The 19313-nt window shown below is 44.1% G+C and carries 18 protein-coding genes; 14 read left to right on the plus strand and 4 right to left on the minus strand.

The annotated features are described in order from the left end of the window. Positions 1–46 precede the first annotated feature (46 nt). Both citX and citG read left to right on the plus strand, forming a co-directional pair. A complete protein-coding gene (citX, locus tag ACKTR2_RS01180) occupies positions 47–604 on the plus strand; it encodes a citrate lyase holo-[acyl-carrier protein] synthase (RefSeq protein WP_407882203.1) in 558 nt (185 codons plus the stop codon). Next, positions 601–1479 carry a triphosphoribosyl-dephospho-CoA synthase CitG gene (gene citG, locus ACKTR2_RS01185; RefSeq protein WP_407882204.1) on the plus strand — a complete coding sequence of 293 codons (879 nt, stop codon included), beginning with the start codon at positions 601–603 and terminating at the stop codon, positions 1477–1479. Before citX ends, citG begins: the two co-directional genes overlap by 4 nt. A 195-nt stretch (positions 1480–1674) precedes the next feature. On the opposite strand, the gene ACKTR2_RS01190 is transcribed toward citG, so the two are convergent. Beyond that, on the minus strand, positions 1675–1986 hold the full coding sequence (locus ACKTR2_RS01190) for a DUF3021 family protein (protein WP_407882205.1): 312 nt from the start codon (positions 1984–1986) through the stop codon (positions 1675–1677). Between the two features lie 71 nt (positions 1987–2057). Beyond that, on the minus strand, positions 2058–2537 hold the full coding sequence (locus ACKTR2_RS01195) for a LytTR family DNA-binding domain-containing protein (protein WP_407882206.1): 480 nt from the start codon (positions 2535–2537) through the stop codon (positions 2058–2060). Between the two features lie 173 nt (positions 2538–2710). Between ACKTR2_RS01195 and ACKTR2_RS01200 the strand changes: the two genes are divergently transcribed. From ACKTR2_RS01200 to ACKTR2_RS01210, 3 genes are all read left to right on the plus strand, one after another. Further along, complete coding sequence (locus tag ACKTR2_RS01200; protein ID WP_407882207.1) at positions 2711–3454, plus strand: glucose 1-dehydrogenase; 744 nt, start codon at positions 2711–2713, stop codon at positions 3452–3454. 537 nt (positions 3455–3991) lie between these two features. After that, positions 3992–5104 (plus strand): NlpC/P60 family protein, encoded by a 1113-nt coding sequence (locus ACKTR2_RS01205; protein WP_407882208.1) that lies wholly within the window; start codon positions 3992–3994, stop codon positions 5102–5104. Between the two features lie 322 nt (positions 5105–5426). Next, on the plus strand, positions 5427–5606 hold the full coding sequence (locus tag ACKTR2_RS01210) for a hypothetical protein (protein ID WP_407882209.1): 180 nt from the start codon (positions 5427–5429) through the stop codon (positions 5604–5606). 116 nt (positions 5607–5722) lie between these two features. Here the strand turns inward: ACKTR2_RS01210 and ACKTR2_RS01215 are convergent, their stop codons facing one another. Together ACKTR2_RS01215 and ACKTR2_RS01220 are read right to left on the minus strand one after the other, a co-directional pair. Then, a complete protein-coding gene (locus ACKTR2_RS01215) occupies positions 5723–6703 on the minus strand; it encodes an ADP-ribosylglycohydrolase family protein (RefSeq protein WP_407882210.1) in 981 nt (326 codons plus the stop codon). A gap of 42 nt (positions 6704–6745) precedes the next feature. Next, positions 6746–7705, minus strand: a complete 960-nt coding sequence (locus tag ACKTR2_RS01220) for a diacylglycerol/lipid kinase family protein (RefSeq protein ID WP_407882211.1) — start codon at positions 7703–7705, stop codon at positions 6746–6748. A gap of 235 nt (positions 7706–7940) precedes the next feature. Here ACKTR2_RS01220 and ACKTR2_RS01225 point away from each other — a divergent pair, with 235 nt between their 5' ends. The 9 genes from ACKTR2_RS01225 (at position 7941) to ACKTR2_RS01265 (ending at position 19313) form a co-directional block, all read left to right on the plus strand. Beyond that, on the plus strand, positions 7941–8645 hold the full coding sequence (locus ACKTR2_RS01225; RefSeq protein WP_407882212.1) for a VIT1/CCC1 transporter family protein: 705 nt from the start codon (positions 7941–7943) through the stop codon (positions 8643–8645). Between the two features lie 51 nt (positions 8646–8696). Beyond that, complete coding sequence (locus ACKTR2_RS01230) at positions 8697–9395, plus strand: VIT1/CCC1 transporter family protein (RefSeq protein WP_407882213.1); 699 nt, start codon at positions 8697–8699, stop codon at positions 9393–9395. 47 nt (positions 9396–9442) lie between these two features. Continuing rightward, a complete protein-coding gene (locus tag ACKTR2_RS01235; protein WP_407882214.1) occupies positions 9443–9883 on the plus strand; it encodes a GNAT family N-acetyltransferase in 441 nt (146 codons plus the stop codon). A gap of 375 nt (positions 9884–10258) precedes the next feature. Next, positions 10259–11950, plus strand: a complete 1692-nt coding sequence (argS, locus tag ACKTR2_RS01240) for an arginine--tRNA ligase (protein WP_407882215.1) — start codon at positions 10259–10261, stop codon at positions 11948–11950. Between the two features lie 14 nt (positions 11951–11964). Further along, positions 11965–12420, plus strand: coding sequence for an arginine repressor (locus ACKTR2_RS01245; protein ID WP_407882216.1), 456 nt, complete (start codon positions 11965–11967; stop codon positions 12418–12420). 308 nt (positions 12421–12728) lie between these two features. Beyond that, positions 12729–14879, plus strand: a complete 2151-nt coding sequence (locus tag ACKTR2_RS01250) for a PBP1A family penicillin-binding protein (RefSeq protein ID WP_407882217.1) — start codon at positions 12729–12731, stop codon at positions 14877–14879. A 134-nt stretch (positions 14880–15013) separates the two neighbouring features. Continuing rightward, positions 15014–15358, plus strand: a complete 345-nt coding sequence (locus ACKTR2_RS01255; RefSeq protein WP_407882218.1) for a YlbF family regulator — start codon at positions 15014–15016, stop codon at positions 15356–15358. A 159-nt stretch (positions 15359–15517) separates the two neighbouring features. Beyond that, the gene (locus tag ACKTR2_RS01260; RefSeq protein WP_407882219.1) at positions 15518–16747 is read left to right on the plus strand and encodes a metallophosphoesterase family protein; all 1230 of its coding nucleotides are present in this window, start codon (positions 15518–15520) and stop codon (positions 16745–16747) included. A gap of 34 nt (positions 16748–16781) precedes the next feature. Continuing rightward, positions 16782–19313, plus strand: a complete 2532-nt coding sequence (locus ACKTR2_RS01265) for an ATP-binding protein (RefSeq protein WP_407882220.1) — start codon at positions 16782–16784, stop codon at positions 19311–19313.

A 19313-nucleotide genomic window follows, 5' to 3' on the forward strand; every position in this document is an offset into this window, starting at 1 on the left:
GTTGCGTATAATAGCTAATTATGATGAAAGTTGAGGCGGAGGAACAATGACCCAATCCATTTTTGCAACTGGTATCTCCCAATCGATTGCTGATGTGCTGGCCAACAAAGATCAGCGCGTTCAAAGCCAACGGCAATTGGCAAAGCGATATTCAGACCAGACGATTGTGACGCTCAAACTGAATATTCCTGGGCCAATCAAAAACAATGATGCGCTTACCCAAATTTTTGAAAAGGGGAAAAACATTTGGCAAGTAAGGCTTAATCAGGAACAGTTCGTGGTGACTGAAGTGCAACAATGGAACAAAGAAACTGGGTGTGAAAGTTTAATGGTCATTGATGGATCAGCACAAAGGTTGAAGCAATTTGCGGTGCGATTCGAAGATGAGACACCTTTGGGACGGTTATTTGATGTAGATGTATTGGTCAACGATGGTCAACGTTTGCAGGCATTGTCGCGGACACAACTGAATTTGCCGGTGCGTCAGTGTTTTATCTGTGGACGATCAGCAAAAGCTTGCGCTCGATCTCGACGACACAGTATTGAGGAATTACAGGGCTACATTAATAATGTCTATCACAAAACATTCGGGAAAACTTTATGACTGCTGAACTAAATGAGCGACAACAGCAAATTGAAAGATTAGGTCAGTTGGCCGTACAGGCGCTCATGATGGAAGTAACGGTCAATCCTAAACCCGGATTAGTCGATCCCGTTAATCAGGGACCACATCCAGACATGGATGTGTTCACGTTTATTACGAGTGCTATGAGCCTTCAATCGTATTTCAATCAAGCGGCTCGATTGGGTAGTCAGGCTGGTTTACAAGCCGGGCCCACCTTATTTGGACAGCTACGAGCCATTGGAAAAAAAGCTGAGACGAGCATGTTTACTGCAACGCACGGGGTTAATACACATAAAGGTGCGATTTTTTCATTAGGAATCATTGTGACGGCCGCTGGGGCAACAATTGATGTAGATAGCAATCTTCGATCAAATCAGATTTTTGATATAGCCAAGCAAATGTTAACTGGCGTATTGAAAAGTGATTTCACTAACTTATCCCACCGCGATCCGGAGTCGTTGACAGCCGGTGAACGTCAATTCTTAAAATATGGCAAAACTGGTATTCGTGGCGAAGCGACTGCAGGGTTTCCAACTGTTCGTGAATTGGCGCTGCCGTTTTTGCGACAAACAACTGGAACAACGATGGATCGGCTACTGGACACGTTAATTAAAATCGCTGGCGAAACAAGTGATTCAAATTTAATCAAACGTGCAGGAACACCAGCGATTACTCAGTGGATGAAGGAACAGAGCCGGCAATACTTTGCTCGTGGCGGCAGCAAAACAACCGCGGGACAAGCTTTTTTACATGACTTGAATCAAGTCTTCCTTGAGCGAGGGTTAAGCCTTGGTGGTTCGGCGGACTTACTCATCTTGACAATTTATTTTGGCTTGTTGGAAGACTTGTTTTAGATCGGTTGAACGAGTGAGTTTACAGGCGCATTAGTCGAAATGGACGCGCAGGGCCTCCGTTGAGCAGTGACTTTTTTAAACGAAGTTACTGCTCGACTGAGGCCCTGTTTTTTTAGTTTTTAAGTGGATCTCAATGACAAATTTTGACAGCCTAAACTTAAATCTAAAACCTAAAGTGGCGAAATAAGCGACCATTTAACCGCGTAAACTAACATTAATTTGGCGAACAACAAAACGCAAATATAACCAATACCCAATCCAAGAAACCAAGTACCAAAGTGCAAAACCGCCAAAAGTAAGGCAGATACTGAGACTGGATAAAGGAAACCACTGATAGAAGGTGGCACAAGTTAAGTAGACAAGACTGGACAAGCCAATTATTAGGCCATATTTTAAAATTGGGACTAACTTGAGTGAATTGAGCAAGTTAACAAGACCTAACAACAGACATAAGCCCCAAATTTGAAGTACAAGATGGCCGAGATGATGCGGATCATTGATTAACAAATTAACGGCCAGTAACGAATTTCCAATAAAAAAAAGAGATCAAAAAACTAGTCAGTAGCTGTTGCCGCAAATTAATCATGGGAAACACCTCCTGTTAAAGATCGCGAACGGTTGTAAACGGCCTTGCGAAGTGAAGGCACATATCGACGGAAAATGGCAATGGACAAGTGATGATCTAGCTGTGCCATCATCGTCCCAGAAAATGAAGCATCGAGTCGATTAAGGTACCGTAGATTAATCGCCACGGACTGGGAGACCATAAAGAGAAGCCCATCCGGTAATGCATTTAGGATTGACGTTAACGAACCAAATGTATGATAAGTTTGCGTCCTCGTCGCGATCGTGAGTTCCTTATGAGCGATTTCGATGGCAACAATCGTTCTAGGTTCCACCAGGATTTGCTGACCGTGTTGACGAATTAGCAGCCGATCGTCATCATCGTTGAAATTTTCGAGATACGTGATTAAGCGGCCAACCAAGGGTGTTTTTTGCTGAGCAAAGATGGTGACCGAAATTAATGATTGATTCCGCAGTGCAAAGTTGATTTCCAAAAGACCTCGCCTCCCTTTTGTGATTTTAGATTATCACGCCGATCCGTTAATGGAAGTCATATTGCCGATCTGGTACTTTTGCCTGCGTATGTGGTTATAAATAACCGTTTTGAATGCGGTTTCATCACAAAAAGGGTACACTAGGGGCAACTAGAAAGGGAGGCTGAATCACTATGTCAAATCGTTTGGACGGTAAAGTTGCCATTGTAACAGGAGCAGCTGCTGGAATTGGTCGTGCGATCGCGGAAGGATTCGTCCGTGAAGGCGCCAAAGTCGTTGTAACTGCAGATCACAACGTGACCGGTGGACAGGCTGTTGCTGAAAGTTTGGGTGATGCGGGTTTATTTGTTCAGCAAAATGTCGCATCTGAAACAGATTGGGATAAAGTAATTGCTGAAACTGAAGCGGCATTTGGACCGCTAGATGTTCTAGTCAATAACGCCGGTATTGGTGGAACAAATGGACCAGTGGAGAGTTTGAGTTTAGCCGACTGGCAAAAAGTGATTGACGTTAATTTAACTGGAAACTTCCTAGGGGTCAAAGCCGGTATTAACGCCATGAAAAAGAATGGTGGCAAAGGATCTATCATCAATGTGTCTTCTGTGGCTGGCTTGCGTGGCTTACCGATGGCGGCGCCGTATTCGGCAAGTAAAGGTGGGTCGCGACTGTTGACCAAAGCTGCTGCATTGTCTGTGGCTCAAGAAGGCTTACAAATTCGAATTAATTCAGTTCATCCAGGTTGGGTCGACACCGCTATTATCCCAGAAGCGATGCGTGAGGCCGTGGTCCAAACAATTCCAGTAGGACATATGGGTCAACCAGAAGATATTGCCAATATGGCAATTTTTCTAGCATCGGATGAATCTGTGTATGCGACTGGGGCAGAATTTGTCATGGACGGCGGGCAGAACGCATAGTTAATTTCCTGGTTTAAAAACACTAAAAAGCGACAACTTTCTGTTTAAATGACGGTTAAGTTGCCGCTTTTTGTGTAGACACAAAGGCAAATTGTTATACACAAATTGTCAATGAAGCCCGTAAAACTACTTGCTGTCAACAAAGGCGGATGGTCAATCTGTAATAAAATACAATAAAGCTGCATTCTTCAAGTTATTGTATACAGCATCTTGTTAAAAATTTGTGAGGCCATTATTTTTTTATTTATCATGACCAGTATTTTGATCGACAGCGCAATTTGGCGCTATTTGATCGCAATAGGTGAGAAATCGGATCTATTTACGATGGCACAAATGGAAACAGGATTATCATCAATTAATGCAATGTACAATAAGTGATTAAGTAGTGAATTTGATACAACTTTGTCGAGAAAATTGTATTGCTTGTTGGGTATAACAAAAAGCTGAAGGCAGCGCTTTCTATTTTTTGCTTGGCTTGTTATAATTTTCGGTAAAGCATTAAGAATATCTAAAGATGTCACAATGGGAGGGGTAATTTTGGCTAAACGACAAAATCGAGCGATCGCGACATTTGGTGCGGTAACAGCAATTCTTGCCGCTACTGGACCAAGCGTGTTGGCGGCGCAAGTTAGACAGCGACCGGTGCCTATTCATCAGGATAAGCATTATCACGTTTCTTTAAAGTCGGTTAAAGCGTTGGATGAACTTCGCTCAAAGGCCGGGCAGGCTAAGGCACCAGCAACGCATCAAGAAAAAATGGCCCCAAAACTTAAGCAGTCAACGGCTACCCCAATCGATCCTAGTTTGCCGCGTTATGTCGTGGAATCGGGTGATACTTTATGGGCAATGGCTAATCAACTGGGGGTCACGACGCAGACATTGATGGACATTAATCATCTGAAAAATTCGGTCATTCATGTTGGTCAAATCATTGCCGTCACGGCACCATTGAATCAAAGCGAAGTTCAGTCAGCTGCAGTCGACGCAGCACCAGCCCAGACTAGTGAAAATGTAATGGTAAGTGGCGATTCAACTGCCACGTCAAACCAACCAAGTGCCGCAAGCGCCCCAACTAGTGCGGCATCTAGCGCTGAAGTTACAGTCCAATCGACGGCGGTTAGTCGCCAAGGACAGGCAACAACTGTTCAGCCATTAGTCGCCAGTAATCCGAAAATTCACTTAATTTCTACTCCTGACGCTGACCAAAACTCAGTTGATCATACAGTAGTCAGTTCAATTAGTCTTGACCCACAAAGTCACCTAACTTCAGTTAAGACACAAGCGGTTAACGCGGCCGTTAGCTATGTGGATCAACAGATTCCATATCAACAAGGAGGCGCCACCAACGCTGGAATGGACGGTTCCGGCGTGGTCCAGCAGGCTTACGCTCAAATTGGTGTTTCGTTACCGCATAATACGGTTGCTCAGGAAGCTTATTTTACGCAAGAACCAGTTGATCAAGCACAACCAGGGGATGTGTTATTCTGGGGAGCACCCGGAATGACCACGCAAAATGCGCTTTATATCGGTAGAGGTCAGTATGTGACAGCCATTGAACCGGGGCAAAATGTTTCTGTTTATACATTGGATGGGCAAAGTATGATGCCTAGTTTTAGTGGCACATTGTCACAAACCGACGCTGTTGTTTAGCCCATTGCAGGTTGCAGATATATGACAATTCGAATACAAATCAAACTTGTGGCTTCACTACTGGCGTTACTCATCAATTTCACAATGTTCCTTAACAGATACATCATGCGACATATTCCTATGTTGTATATAGCATAAAGTGGATTGTGTTTAATTAGATTGTACTGCTAGAATCGGCTTAAATTACTGGTCGAAATTTAAGGGCAAAAGTGTTCACAGGGCGCGGGAAAGGTGTTATAGTTGCTCGTGAATTTGAAGAAGCTTTTATTGCTTCCCTCATAATCTGGGTCATCGACCTATAGGATGAAATGGAGTGTTAAAGGTGAGTAACAAGTTAGAGATTCTTGAAGAGTATCGTGAAGCAACTGATGAATTAGCGAAACTTCAAGGCCACTCGGCCAAGACCGAACCGGTTGCGTATGAGGACCAGATTGATTTACTTCGTGGTAAGTGTGATCAGCTGGATGCGATTCTTGAGGCAATGGATGCAGCCGAAGATTAAACTGGTTCTTGGTTAGTCAATGTTAAAAATAAACGTGAAGCGCCCTTCTCCGACAATACGGAGAAGGGCGCTTCACGTTTATAAGGATGAGACTTTTGATAAATTGAGTTGCAATTTTAGAAATGGTTAGACGCTGCTGCCTTTGCCAGCAGTTGGTCAATTAACGACCGTCCTTGTAACTGGCTCAACCATTGTTCAGGGAAACTAGCGAGATCTATTTGCAAGGCCATTAAGCCGGCTGCGATACTGGTAATGGTGTCACTATCTCCACCTAAGTTGACTCCTGCCACCACTAATTGAGCTAAATTCAATGGTTGTATGAGGAGCCAACAAGCCGTGATTAAGGTCGATACGACATAGCCACTCGTATTGAGTGTTTCTGTTGAATGGTTGGCAAAATCAGGTGTGGTTAGATCAGTGAAAAACGGCAGTTGATCGTTAAGACGTGGCCTCTCGTGAATAAAATGCGCCACATTGGCGACGGCCTGATTGACGGTCGCAACTGTTCTTGGTTGGTCCGCTAATAACTGAGTGGCTAATGAAACGTAAATTAAGCAAGCCACCGTTGAGCGAGGGTGACGATGAGTCAACTGCGCTAAGTTGATCACTAGGTCAACCAGTTCAGGATGGTCAAAGGGGTGCCCTTGCCCCTGGCGAATCACATAGAGTGCAACCGGGAGCATTCGCATTAAGGCGCCATTACCATTATTACGTTCATGGGAGCTACCTGAATGAAACAGATCATCAGTTACTTGATATTGTGTCAAGGCGTCCTGCGTGCCAGCACCGACATCGAAAGCAACACCAGTGGTCGTGAACCTACCGTTATTTAGCCAAGCTGCAAAGTTTTGCATCGTGTCTTCGAGTTGCTCAGTCGCTAAGGTCATTGGCTGACTTAAGGCCGCTAAGGTCGCTAGGGTCAGGCTAGTATCATCGGACCAAGTGCCGGCGATTGTCCCTAAATCGCCGGGCATCATGGTTTGGATCAATGGATCTGATGAGTTGAGACGGTTACCTTGAAATTGCGTGACCTGACCTAGTGCGTCGGCGATGGCGGTTGCATAGATACTATCATGCAGATAATTTTGATTTTGCATCTTTAAATACCTCGATTCAAAGTTTAAGCCGAAGTTTTTATGCTAATCGGCGGGAACAAACCAGAATGGATAGCTATCGATGGATAGATAAATGTCATAAAAACGGTTGCCCATTTCTTCACCATCAACTTGCCCATTTTCTAACGATGAGACAGTTAAATGTAATTGGTGAGCTTGATACGTATGGACTGTTTTAAAACCAAGGTGACGCCCTATGGTCATCATCATAAATAGGCCAACAAATTTTAAAAACGACATTTTTTCAACTACAATCAGTGACAACTGGCCGTCTGTGACGCGGGCTTGCGGAAGGATAGCGACACCTCCGCCAAAGTAAGGGTGGTTGCTTGTCGTTAATAAGAATGCGTTCCTAAAAATATCGCGTTGCTGGTTGATGTGAATGGTGACGGGAAAGGCATCTTGCTGACGGACGACTTTTAGAAGCTGAAACAAATAAACAAAGCTACCTAAGCCAATCCGATTAAGTAAACTTTTATTAGAACTATGATTGGCGGCACTGACGACGGCAGCGTCAAAGCCAATACCAACATTGTTCACGAAGTAGCGATGCTCTTGCTTGATGGTTTCCACATAGTGACCAATATCTAACTGGTATGGCTCAGTGGCTTGCAACACTTGGTTCAGTGCCGTTAATGGATCAAGTGATAGCTTAGCCCCTCGAGCAAAATCATTGCCAGAGCCAGCCGGGATATAGGCAAGCGGCAACTGAATGGTATCCTTGTGTGTTTGAAGCCCATTTAAAACTTGGTTGAGCGTGCCATCACCACCAACCACAAGAACAATTCGGGACTGATGGTCCATTGACTGTTGGTGTTTGGCGTACTGCTCAGCGATTAGTGTGGCATGACCAGGATATTTACTTTCAACCATTTGGTAATGAATATGTAATTCCGCTAAGCGAGACTGAATTGCTTGCCAAATTTGGGTAGCGTGTCCGCGACCAGCATGCCGGTTTAAAATAATAAAAAAATGGCGATTCATAAATAATCCTCGTAATAATACAAAATTGTCACAACAAGTATACAAAACGTTTACATGAAGGTGGTCTGCTTGTCCGTGTTGTTTAGGCTTTCTTAAATTGTCGATCGCCCAGTGCTAATGAAATTAGCGCTTGTGCTTTAGGCGGAAAGTGGTACGATAATTTAGAATGATTCTAATAGATGAGTAAACTCTTGAATTAAGTTTACCGAATTAATGACAAAAAGGAAGCATGTCTATGGAAACTGGAGCACAAAAGCAAACTAAAAACGCTGGTTCATTGGCCCAACGAATTAATATTATGCGAGCCAGTGTGATGGGTGCCAATGATGGGATCCTATCAGTTGCGGGTATCGTTATTGGGGTTGCTGGGGCAACAAATAATTCACATGCGATTTTCTTGGCCGGTATCGCCGGCATGCTGGCTGGTACCATTTCAATGGCGATGGGCGAATGGGTATCAGTCAGCACACAACGGGATTCTGAAAAACGAGCCATCCAGCGAGAAACAGTCGCAGTTAATGACCATCTCAGTGTCGAAATTGAACATATCAAAGAAAAATATATGGATCAAGGCATTTCTGAGACTTTAGCCAATCGAGCTGCGCATGAGATGATGACGGGGAATCCACTCGAGACAGGCGTTCGCGAACGATATGGGTTCGATCCAACCGTTAAAACCAGTGCGATTGGTGCTGCCGTTGCCTCGATGATTTCCTTTCCGACCGGTTCCATTTTACCGCTGGTCGCGATCACCTTTTTTTCAGCGCGAATTCGTATTTTAGCAACGGTGATCTCGGTTATTATTGCGTTATCGATCACGGGATACACGGCCGCCCGGTTAGGCAGTGCTGATCGACAGAAAGCCACTACTCGTAATGTGATTGCTGGTTTATTGACAATGATGGTAACTTATTTGATCGGGATTATGTTTGCTCGATAAAAAAGTTCAATAGAGAAGTAAAGCTTTAAAAGATAAAGGGAGCGTGTGTTTATGCAAGTTTCAACAAAATCAACTAAGCGAACAAAGATGACAATGGCTGAACGCTTAAATACATTACGGGCGGGCGTATTAGGCTCTAATGACGGGATTCTCACTGTTGTTGGGGTCCTATTTTCCGTGGCTGTGGCCACGACGAACCAATTCACCATTTTCATTGCTGGTTTATCCGATTTATTAGCCTGTGCATTCTCGATGGCATCAGGGGAGTATGCCTCGGTAAGTTCGCAAAAGGACACGGAAAAAGCCGCCGTAGCTAAGGAAGCAGCGTTATTAAAAGAACAACCTGATCAGGCGGCTAAAGTAATTCGTGAATTTTATATTGGGCGTGGGGTGTCGGCAACTACTGCGCAAGAAATTACCGACGAATTGATGCAAAAAAATGCGTTGGGGACTTTAGTTAGAATTAAATATGATCTTGATTTGGGACATTACATGAACCCATGGAACGCTGCCTTTTCATCCTTGTTTGCAGCAGCTAGCGGCGGCTTGTTTCCTTTGGCAGCGATGACATTTGCTCCGGTCAATATTCAGTGGCCAGTGACGATCGTGGCGGTGACTTTGTCTGTCGCATTGACGGGTTATCTAAGTGCTAAGCTTGGTGATGGATTAGTTCGCACGGCGATCATTCGCAACGTTATCGTTGGAATTATCACGATGTTCATTCATTACCGAGTTGGTCTATTACTTTAGATCTTTGTAGTGGTTACACAGGAATAATGAGGGTGAGGATAAAGTCAATGCAGACAATGATTCAATCTTTTGATGATCTGACAACTTATCAGTTACATACGATATATCAAGCTCGTACGGACGTCTTTGTCGTTGAGCAGCAGTGCGCTTATCCGGAGGTAGACGCAACGGATTTAATTGCCTACCACGTGTCGATCAAAGATGAACAAGATGAGTTATGCGCTTATTGTCGACTATATCCCGGGCTACAAGGGGAGACTTGGCATATTGGTCGAGTGCTAGTCCGGCAACAAAATCGTGGGCATGGGTTGGCAAGTCAACTTTTGGCTGACGGTATTGCTTGGCTTAAATCGCAGCAGCAGGTTAACCAGATCGAATTAGATGCTCAAGTTTACCTAGTGCCCTTTTATCAGCGAATTGGATTTAAATTAGTGGGGCAGCCCTTTGATGATTATGGTATTCAACATCAACACATGCGCTTACAGTAAAGTTGACGTAAGTTAAATTTAGACGATCATGAGTGACGCTGTAAAAGTTTAATCTGGACTAGTCTAGGATGCCAATTTACAAGAAAATTAGCGCCACCTAATCTAGGCGAAACCCTTGTCTTTATGAAGATAGGTTGCTATAATATCCTCCATGAAAGGTACTGAAGGAGTAGTTTGATTTTCGTTTTTTTAGCGAGTCGCGTTGATGGGAGGCGGCATTACGAGCAAACGAAGCGCGTCAGTGACCAATAATTTAATGATTAATGAGTGGGCGAATTAAAATTCGTCAAAAAGAGTGGTACCGCGGATCGCCGCCTCTTACAGGAATGTAAGAGGCGGCGTTTTTGTTTGGCGAATACCGAAAGGATGGGCAATATGAATAATAAAGTAGTAATCGCAACAGCGATCAGTACGGCGCTAGACGGCGCGTTGAGTGTTGATGAGGTGGTAGACAAATTAGAACAACCGAAAACGTCTGATTTAGGGGATGTCGCATTTCCAGCGTTTACCTTGGCTAAAACGATGCACAAAGCGCCTAATTTGATTGCCAGTGACTTGGTGGACAAAATCGATCAGCGACAATTTGAACAGGTTAAGGCTGTTGGGCCTTATGTCAATTTCTTCCTGAAAAAGGGCGCATTTGCTGCAACAACGTTAACCGAAGTCTTGACCAAGCAAGCTGAATATGGCCAACTGGACCTGGGCCATGGTGGAAATGTAACGATCGACATGTCATCGCCTAATATTGCAAAACCAATTTCTATGGGGCATTTAAGATCCACGGTAATTGGAAACGCTCTGGCCAATATTTTAGCTAAGACGGGCTATAACCCCATTAAGATCAATCATTTGGGTGATTGGGGCACGCAGTTTGGTAAACTTATTCAAGCCTATAAAATGTGGGGTAGCGAAGCAGAAGTTAAAGCCGACCCGATTAATAAATTGCTTGAATATTACGTTCGCTTCCATCAAGAAGATAAAGAGCATCCAGAACTGGATGATCAAGCGCGAGAATGGTTCCGTAAATTAGAAGCTGGTGATGAAGAAGCTACTCGGTTATGGCAATGGTTCCGTTCTGAGTCGCTTAAGTCATTCATGAAGATTTATGACGAGCTAGGGATTAGCTTTGACTCCTTTAATGGGGAAGCTTTTTACAATGACAAGATGGATGAAGTCGTTTCGATTTTAGAAGATAAGCAGCTGTTGCAAGAGAGCAAAGGTGCTGAGGTTGTTGATTTGGCCAAATATGACCTTAATCCAGCATTGATTAAAAAATCAGATGGCGCAACTTTGTATATTACGCGGGATCTCGCGGCGGCAATCTATCGTAAACGCGAGTACAATTTTGTCCAATCCTTGTATGTTGTCGGCGCTGAACAGATTAATCATTTCAAGCAATTAAAGGCAGTCCTAAGTGAGATGGGTTTTGCATGGGCGGATGAAATTCATCATATTCCGTTTGGTCTGATTACCCTAAATGGTCAGAAACTTTCGACACGATCTGGTCGTGTTGTCTTACTGGAAGACGTATTAAGTGATTCAACCAAATTGGCAATGGCACAAATTGAGGAGAAAAATCCCGCTTTAGCCGATAAAGCTGAAGTAGCTCACGAAGTCGGGGTTGGCGCGGTCATTTTCCACGATTTGAAAAACGAACGGATGAACAGCTTTGATTTTAACCTAGAAGAGGTCGTTCGCTTTGAAGGAGACACTGGTCCCTACGTACAATATGCTCGAGCACGAGCAGAGAGTATTTTACGGAAGGCTGACAAGACCGATTTTGATTTGGATGACCTCACCCTCAGTGACCCAGCCGCTTGGGACACACTCAAGTCGTTAAGCGAATTCAGTGCTGCGATTGAGCGGGCTGTGACGAGTTACGAACCCTCCATTATCGCCAAATATGCGATTAATTTGGCACGCGATTTTAATAAATACTATGCTCATACAAAAGTCTTGGTGGCCGATGAAGGTCTAAATGCTCGACTTGCATTAGTGAAGAGTGTCAGCATTGTGTTAAAAGAAAGCTTACGTTTGTTAGGCGTTCAATCACCAGATGAAATGTAAAGGTGGTGGGCTGATTGCGAAAACAAGAGCGCCAAGCCATAATTTTAAAACTGATTGAACAATTTGAAATTGGCAATCAGGATGACTTACAGACACGATTAACAAACGAAGATGTATCGGTCACGTTAGCTACCTTATCGCGTGATTTAAAAGAATTGCACGTGGTCAAGGAACCAGTTGAAATGGGGCGCGCAATCTATCGAGTTATGAAACCAATGGCCGCGCCAGACACCCATCATTTTCAGCAACGGTTTAGTGAAGTGGTGGTTGACTTCACTCAAGTTGAATTTATGAACGTCATTAAGACAACCCCGAGTGATGGAAACGCATTGGCAGCATTAATTGACGAGCTAGACGAGATAAAAATCACGGGAACTTTGGCCGGACATGATACGATTTTGGTTATCAGTCCGGATCGACAATCTGCCATCGAATTACACGAGCAGTGGGTCAAACTATTAGCCCGATAAGATAATTAAACTTATGCGCGATTTTTGTTCACTAAACATTCCTACCTTGCATGTCAAAATGTGCGGATAGGATTTTTTTTGTGGCGCGCTAAGTTGTTTTATTTCCTGAACGATATTACGGTTCAGGATTTACTAGACGGCTTTACTTTGAGTTTATTGCGATGCGAATAGTTGCTTTAACGCTTTCTTAATTCAATTGTTGGTGGGAGTCTGATAAAAATGTTTTAAGCCCATGAGCCTGCGATCGTTGCCTACTCATGATGTGGTACGATACATTGGATAACTTTTAGACAGAAAGGTTCAAGTCTATGAATCGAAATCAGCATCCAGATGCTAAACGAGCTTGGTATGAATCGAGCATTGTCAAGTGGCTGGCTCGCGTTTGGCTCACAATCTGGCGACACATCAGGCAATTTTGGCATCGATTTCAGCTTACACGATGGCTCGTTGTCGTGATCTTATCGCTCATTTTTCTATTGAGTGCTTACTTAACGTTCGAAGCGAAGACGGCGAATGTTAAAAATCTGAAGGCAACGCTCTCACAGCCGACCGTGATCTATGATCGCAACGACAAGAAAGCTGGCGAGCTCTATTCACAAAAAGGCACTTATGTTTCGTTGAATAAAATCTCACCAAACATTCAAAATGCAGTATTGTCAACTGAAGATCGAAATTTCTATCATGAACATGGGTATTCTGTGAAGGGATTAGCCCGAGCAGCGTTCTTATTGGTTCGTAATAAACTTTTACACCGCGATTATATTAGTGGTGGGGGCTCGACGTTAACACAACAACTTGTTAAAAATGCCTATTTATCTCAAGAACAAACGTTAACGCGGAAAGCAAAAGAAATCTTTTTATCCATCGAAGTCGAGAACGTTTATTCAAAACAAGATATTTTGGCGATGTATTTGAACAACGCTTACTTTGGCCATGGTGTGTGGGGCGTTGAGGATGCCTCAGAACGTTATTTTGGTAAACATGCGACGCAATTAACGGTGCCAGAATCCGCCGTTTTAGCTGGCATGCTAACCTCGCCAAGTGGTTATAATCCAGTTGATCAGCCGAAAGCAGCTAGGCAACGACGTAATGTGGTTTTGGATTTAATGGCTGAGAACAAAAAAATCACGAGTGCTCAGGCGGCCAATTATCAAAAGACACCGTTGACGACGACGGATAATTACGCTCCAGACAGCTCGTATCGTTATCCATACTTTTTTGATGCAGTTATTGATGAAGCAATTGCAAAATATGGTTTAACCGAAGCAGATATTATGAATCACGGGTACAAGATTTATACGACTTTAGATCAAACCCAACAAACTGTTATGCAGACACTCTTTAAGAATCCGGCTAATTTTCCAGCTAATATGGCTGATGGTACGATGGTACAAGCCGCTAGTGTCGCGATGGACCCCAATGATGGTGGCGTGACTGCTGTTATCGGTGGCCGAGGCGAACATGTCTTTCGTGGTTTTAATCGAGCCACGCAATCACAACGCCAGCCGGGGTCCACAATCAAGCCGTTTGCCGTTTATACACCGGCAATCCAAAATGGCTATTATTACGATTCAGAATTGCAGGACAAAAAACAATCATATGGGGCTAATCACTATTCGCCTAGCAATTACGGGGATACTTATCGTGGCGAAGTTCCTATGTATCAGGCATTGCAAAATAGTTATAATGCACCGGCCGTCTGGTTGCTCAATAAGATTGGTTTACAGAAGGGATTCGATTCAGCCCAACGATTTGGCTTAAATCTTGACGCGTCAGATGATAATTTAGCGATGGCGCTTGGGGGGATTAAGAAAGGGGTTTCGCCGTTAACAATGGCGCAAGCCTTTACGCCGTTTGCAAACGGGGGCAAATTGACACAAGCCCATTTCATTACGAAAATTGTGGATGCTTCTGGGAAAGTGATTGTTGATAACGATTATAAAAAGCCTAAACGGATCATCAGCACGAATGTAGCTAATGAAATGACGAGTATGATGTTAGGAACATTTTCCCATGGCACTGGCATTTATGCTAAACCTGCGAACTATCAAGTCGCTGGTAAGACTGGCACCACCGAAGCCGACGGCGTTGACGATACGGCGGGGACGACTGATATGTGGGTAGATGGTTACACCCCAGATATTGTGATGGTCAACTGGGAAGGGTTTGATCAAACAAATAAGGGAAATCACTTAGATGTCCCAGCTGGGTATCCTGTTGCCCGGCTATTTCGGGCCGAGATGACCGACATTTTACCAAATACAAAGCAGACACCGTTCACAGTGAAGGATGCAAATACCTTAGCCGCGACCGAAAATAATACGGCCTCCGGTAATATTTGGAACGATATTCAAGATGGTGCAAATAAGGTTGGTAAATCGATCGGTGATGGGGCTGATTCGTTGATCCAAAAAGGGAAGGACCTTTGGAATCAATTCACGAGTCGGTTTGGCCAATAATCACTTCTTAAAGTAAATACTTCGTTTGACGGGCTGTTGCCAGTTTGATTGGCATGTTAAACTAAACAAGAACTTTAAAACACGTGGTTAATCATAGTGCTTGCGCTAAGTGACAACCGCAAGAGGAGAAAAACATGGCGACAGATATTTTAGCAGATGCTAAACAAATGGCGACTGGCTTACAAGAAAGTGCTGAATTTAAAGCGCTAAGTGATGCTTATGAGACGATGAAGCAAAATCAGACGGCGTTTGAAACGTTCAAACAATTTCAAACGATGCAGATGAACCTTCAACAAAAACAAATGCAAGGTCAGGATTTGACGGAAGATGAAATGAATCAAGCCCGTGACCTAGCAAGCAGTGTTGGCAATTTTGAAGAAGTCAAGACGTTGATGCAAAAAGAAGAGGCCGTTAATAACTTGCTTAATGACCTAAATAACGTCATCACGAAGCCGATTCAAGATCTCTACCGAGACTAATTGAGACGTTAAACAGTCTGGTGATTGCGGATTTTCCGCGGCGCTGGGCTGTTTTTTCGTTATCGGGCGGTGCAGTTTGTGTCTGACTGGACTCGATAATGAGTAGCTTTGAGATGAATTTAGGGTACGTTTATTTTATTAGAATGAGGGGGAACGAATTTGAAGTTTATTCACACGGCGGATTTGCATTTAGATAGTCCATTCTTAGGCTTGTCGCAATTGCCTGCATCGTTGTGGCAGACGATTTACCAATCGCCAATGGTTGCTTTAACGCGACTGGTTGATGAGGCAATTGCGGAAGATGTCGAGTTTATTCTCATCACAGGCGATATCTATGATCGCGCGGAGCGTTCTATTTCGGCGCAGGCTCTCTTTTTGAAGCAGATGATGCGATTACAAGAGGCGGCTATCCCTGTTTATTTAAGTTACGGCAATCATGATTTTTTGGCGGGCAATCAACAGTCATTGTCGTTACCGCCAAATGTGCAGCTGTTTGGACCAACAGTGACTGCAAAAAAACTGATGACAAAATCTCAAGTTCGAGTCCAAATTAGTGGCTTTTCTTATGCGAATCGGGCGGTCGTAAACGATGTTGTTCCGGATTTCCCCAAGCGTGAAAATGGCGTTGACCTAGCGATCGGTATGCTCCATGGTTCTCTAGCAGGCGATCAAACACATGCCACATATGCACCCTTTACGGTGAGTGAGTTATTAACTAAGCAATATGATTATTGGGCACTCGGCCATATCCATCAGCGCCAAATCTTGCACGAGGAACACCCTTGGATTATTTATCCAGGAAATATTCAAGGGCGCCAAATTAAAGAAACTGATGCTAAGGGCTATTACCTCGTGAACGTGGATCAAGCTGGAATAACGCCAATTTTTCGACCTGTGGCCCCGATCGAATGGCATCGAGTATTCGTAACAGCTCATGCACAAATGAGTTCAGCGGCGTTGATGTCAGCAATCTTTGATCGGCTTGCGATGCTAGACCAACCCTCTAGTCACGTTCAGCTACAACTGATTGGGGTCACCATTAAACAAGCGGATCAACTAGCTGCAGATACGATAGAACGCCTGATGAATGGCAGTCTATTAACATTGATTCAAGCTCAAAGTCAGTTGCATGGAGACACGCAAGGATTGAATGTGGTTGTTCGCCTTGAGCCAATTTTTGCTTCTTCAGCTACCAATGTGGGCGACGAGCTAGATCAAACGTTTTGGCAAATTGCCGCTAAACAGGTATTTACCGATGAAAACTTAGCGCAAGTCGCTGGGCAGCTTTTCAGTGAACCAGAAATTGCCGAGGCGTTATCACAGGTGTCACCAACATTGCCAGCCGCTGCTAAGCAGATTATTAAACAAACGAGTGAGCATACAGATTAAGCAATTAGCTTGATTCACCAGAGGAGGTGAAGTGATGCGACTTAAACAAGCGCATATCGATGGTTTCGGTAAGTGGCAAAATCAAGATTTCACGTTTAAAGAGTCACTTCAGGTCATTTATGGCCTTAACGAGACGGGTAAAACGACGTTACAGCGATTTATTTTGGGCGTACTCTTTGGTTTTGCCAGTGGTAAGCGACCTGCCGAACAGTATTTACCCAAGAATGGTGCAGGGTATGGCGGCTTTTTAATTGTGGCAACCGATGTGGCTCCAACCACAACCTATAAAATTCAACGAACTGCTGGAAAAAGCGGTGGGGACTTAGTGGTCACCAATCTTACGTTAGGTCAAATAGTGCCATCCGAAGAATTAAACCGTTTGTTAGGTTCCGTGGATCAGGCGTTTGTTCAACAGACTTTGATGTTTGACTTAGAGGACTTGCGTCTGCTAACGGCAACAAATGGATCCGCCCTAACGTCAATGCTTCAACGGGTTGGGGCTGTTGGCAGTCAACATTGGCTAACCGTGATTGATCAACTGGCTAAACAAAGTGACGAAATCTATAAATCTCGCGGGCGAAAGCCAGCTTTAAATCAGGCCTTACAGCGTTATCATCAGCTGCAACAAGAATTGACAACGGCGACTGCTAAATATCCAACATTTATCGAATTACAAAGTACGATTAACGCAGCGGAACATCACTTATCGGAATTGGTCGAGCGTCAAAAGCAATTACGAGCGACCCAAGGGCGTTTACAAACTGCGCAACGGCTATGGCCGAATTATGAACAATATCAGCAATTGCAGGAACGAACAACGACCAAAAGTTTGCAAATTAACGAGCAGGACTATACGGGAGCGCTTAGCCTATATGCTAACCAGCAACAGCTCGCGGCGGCAGCTGCGCAACAGGTTGAAGCTTTACAGGACGATTCAAAAGACCCCACGCCAGAACTCGAATTTTTTATGATTCATCGATCAGAATTTGATCAACAAGCGGCGAAGTTTGATCAGGTCAATGCGTGGATTAATGAGCGACATTTCAAACGTCAGCAACTGCAAAATATTAAGGCCGAGCAACAAGAACTCGACCAACGGAATCAGTTTAGTACTCATAAAATGACGCCTTTTTCTGAGTCAGAGCAGGCAACGATTCAACAACACTTGGCGTCATCGTCATCGATCACTGTAACTGGTGCCGCTGTTAGCTGGATGCAAGGGGCATGGCCGTGGTTTGTCGCTGGGGCTGGTCTTTTTTTAGTCAGTCTGTTAATCAGTAGTAGCCTTCGTTGGCTATTGATATTGATTGGTATTGCCTTGGTAATTTATGGCTGGCGACGAACACAAGGGGGTGTTTATGACAGCAGTTCACGAAATGACGATGTCAGTCTGATTGGTCAGAAACATGGTTTTACTCACTTGCCTGTGACACAGTGGTTAGGGATTCAACGTGATTTGACCCGCTGGCTGGCGTTAGCTGAACAGGAACGTGATCTGACTGAGGCAATTCAACACTTCAATGATCAAATTACGCATTTTTTAGGTGATTATGACTTTGCGAATAAATGGCTTTCATTACGCCCACTGAGCGCCAGCGAGGCATTAACAACTGCCCGTCACTCATATCAGCGATTGGCGACACAAGCCATTAGTGAGGAGGCAGCTCAGCGGCGGCGCGAACAGGCCGTCGCACAACTGGCAGAAATTCAGACATCTCAGACCCACATTGAGCGGGCTTTAACTAAATTATTAAAACGACTCCAAATGCCAGATGTGTCAACTTTAAAACAGGCATATAAAACGCAATTAAGCGATATTAAAACATTCGCGCAAGTCGAGGCCATTGAAACCCAATTGACACCAGCATTGCAGCAACAATTAGCGGTTTATGGATCAAAGACGGCGATTGATCGAGAATTGGCGCAAACGAATGAGGCGCTGGAAAGTACGCGCACTGAGATAACAGAACAGCAACAGCACGTCGCGGACCTACATGCTCATTTTGAGCAAATGGGCCGTGATCAGCAGGCGCCAAAGTTACAACAGCAGGTTGCTAACCAGCGCAATGTGGTTGTTTCGTTAGCTCAAAATTGGTTAGTTAATCAACTCGCAATGCAATGGATTGACCAAACATTGACACAAGCCTCCGCTGATCGATTACCGCAAATTGTCGCGCAGGCTAAGCAGTATTTTGCCGACCTGACGTTGAAGCACTATACTGAAATTAAGTTAAGTCGCCAGCAGATCACGGTGATCAATCTTAATGGTCAGGAATTCGAGCTATTTGAGTTATCGCGGGGTACCGTTGAGCAATTGTATCTTGCCATCCGGCTGGCTTTCGCGACAATCATGAATGATCAGCTGAGATTACCACTAATGATCGATGATGCTTTTGTTGATTTTGATCAGCCACGACGCAAGGCGACAGTTCAATTACTTGAGCGGCTTGCTCATACAAATCAGGTTTTGTATTTCACTGCTGATTTGAATATGGTTCAAGACTTCGAAGCCAACCAAATTATTCGATTAATAAGTGATGAGTCAAAGCTGCCCTACCTAGGTTGA

Origin of the sequence: Furfurilactobacillus curtus, assembly GCF_045862785.1 — a bacterium.
Lineage (GTDB): Bacteria > Bacillota > Bacilli > Lactobacillales > Lactobacillaceae > Furfurilactobacillus > Furfurilactobacillus curtus.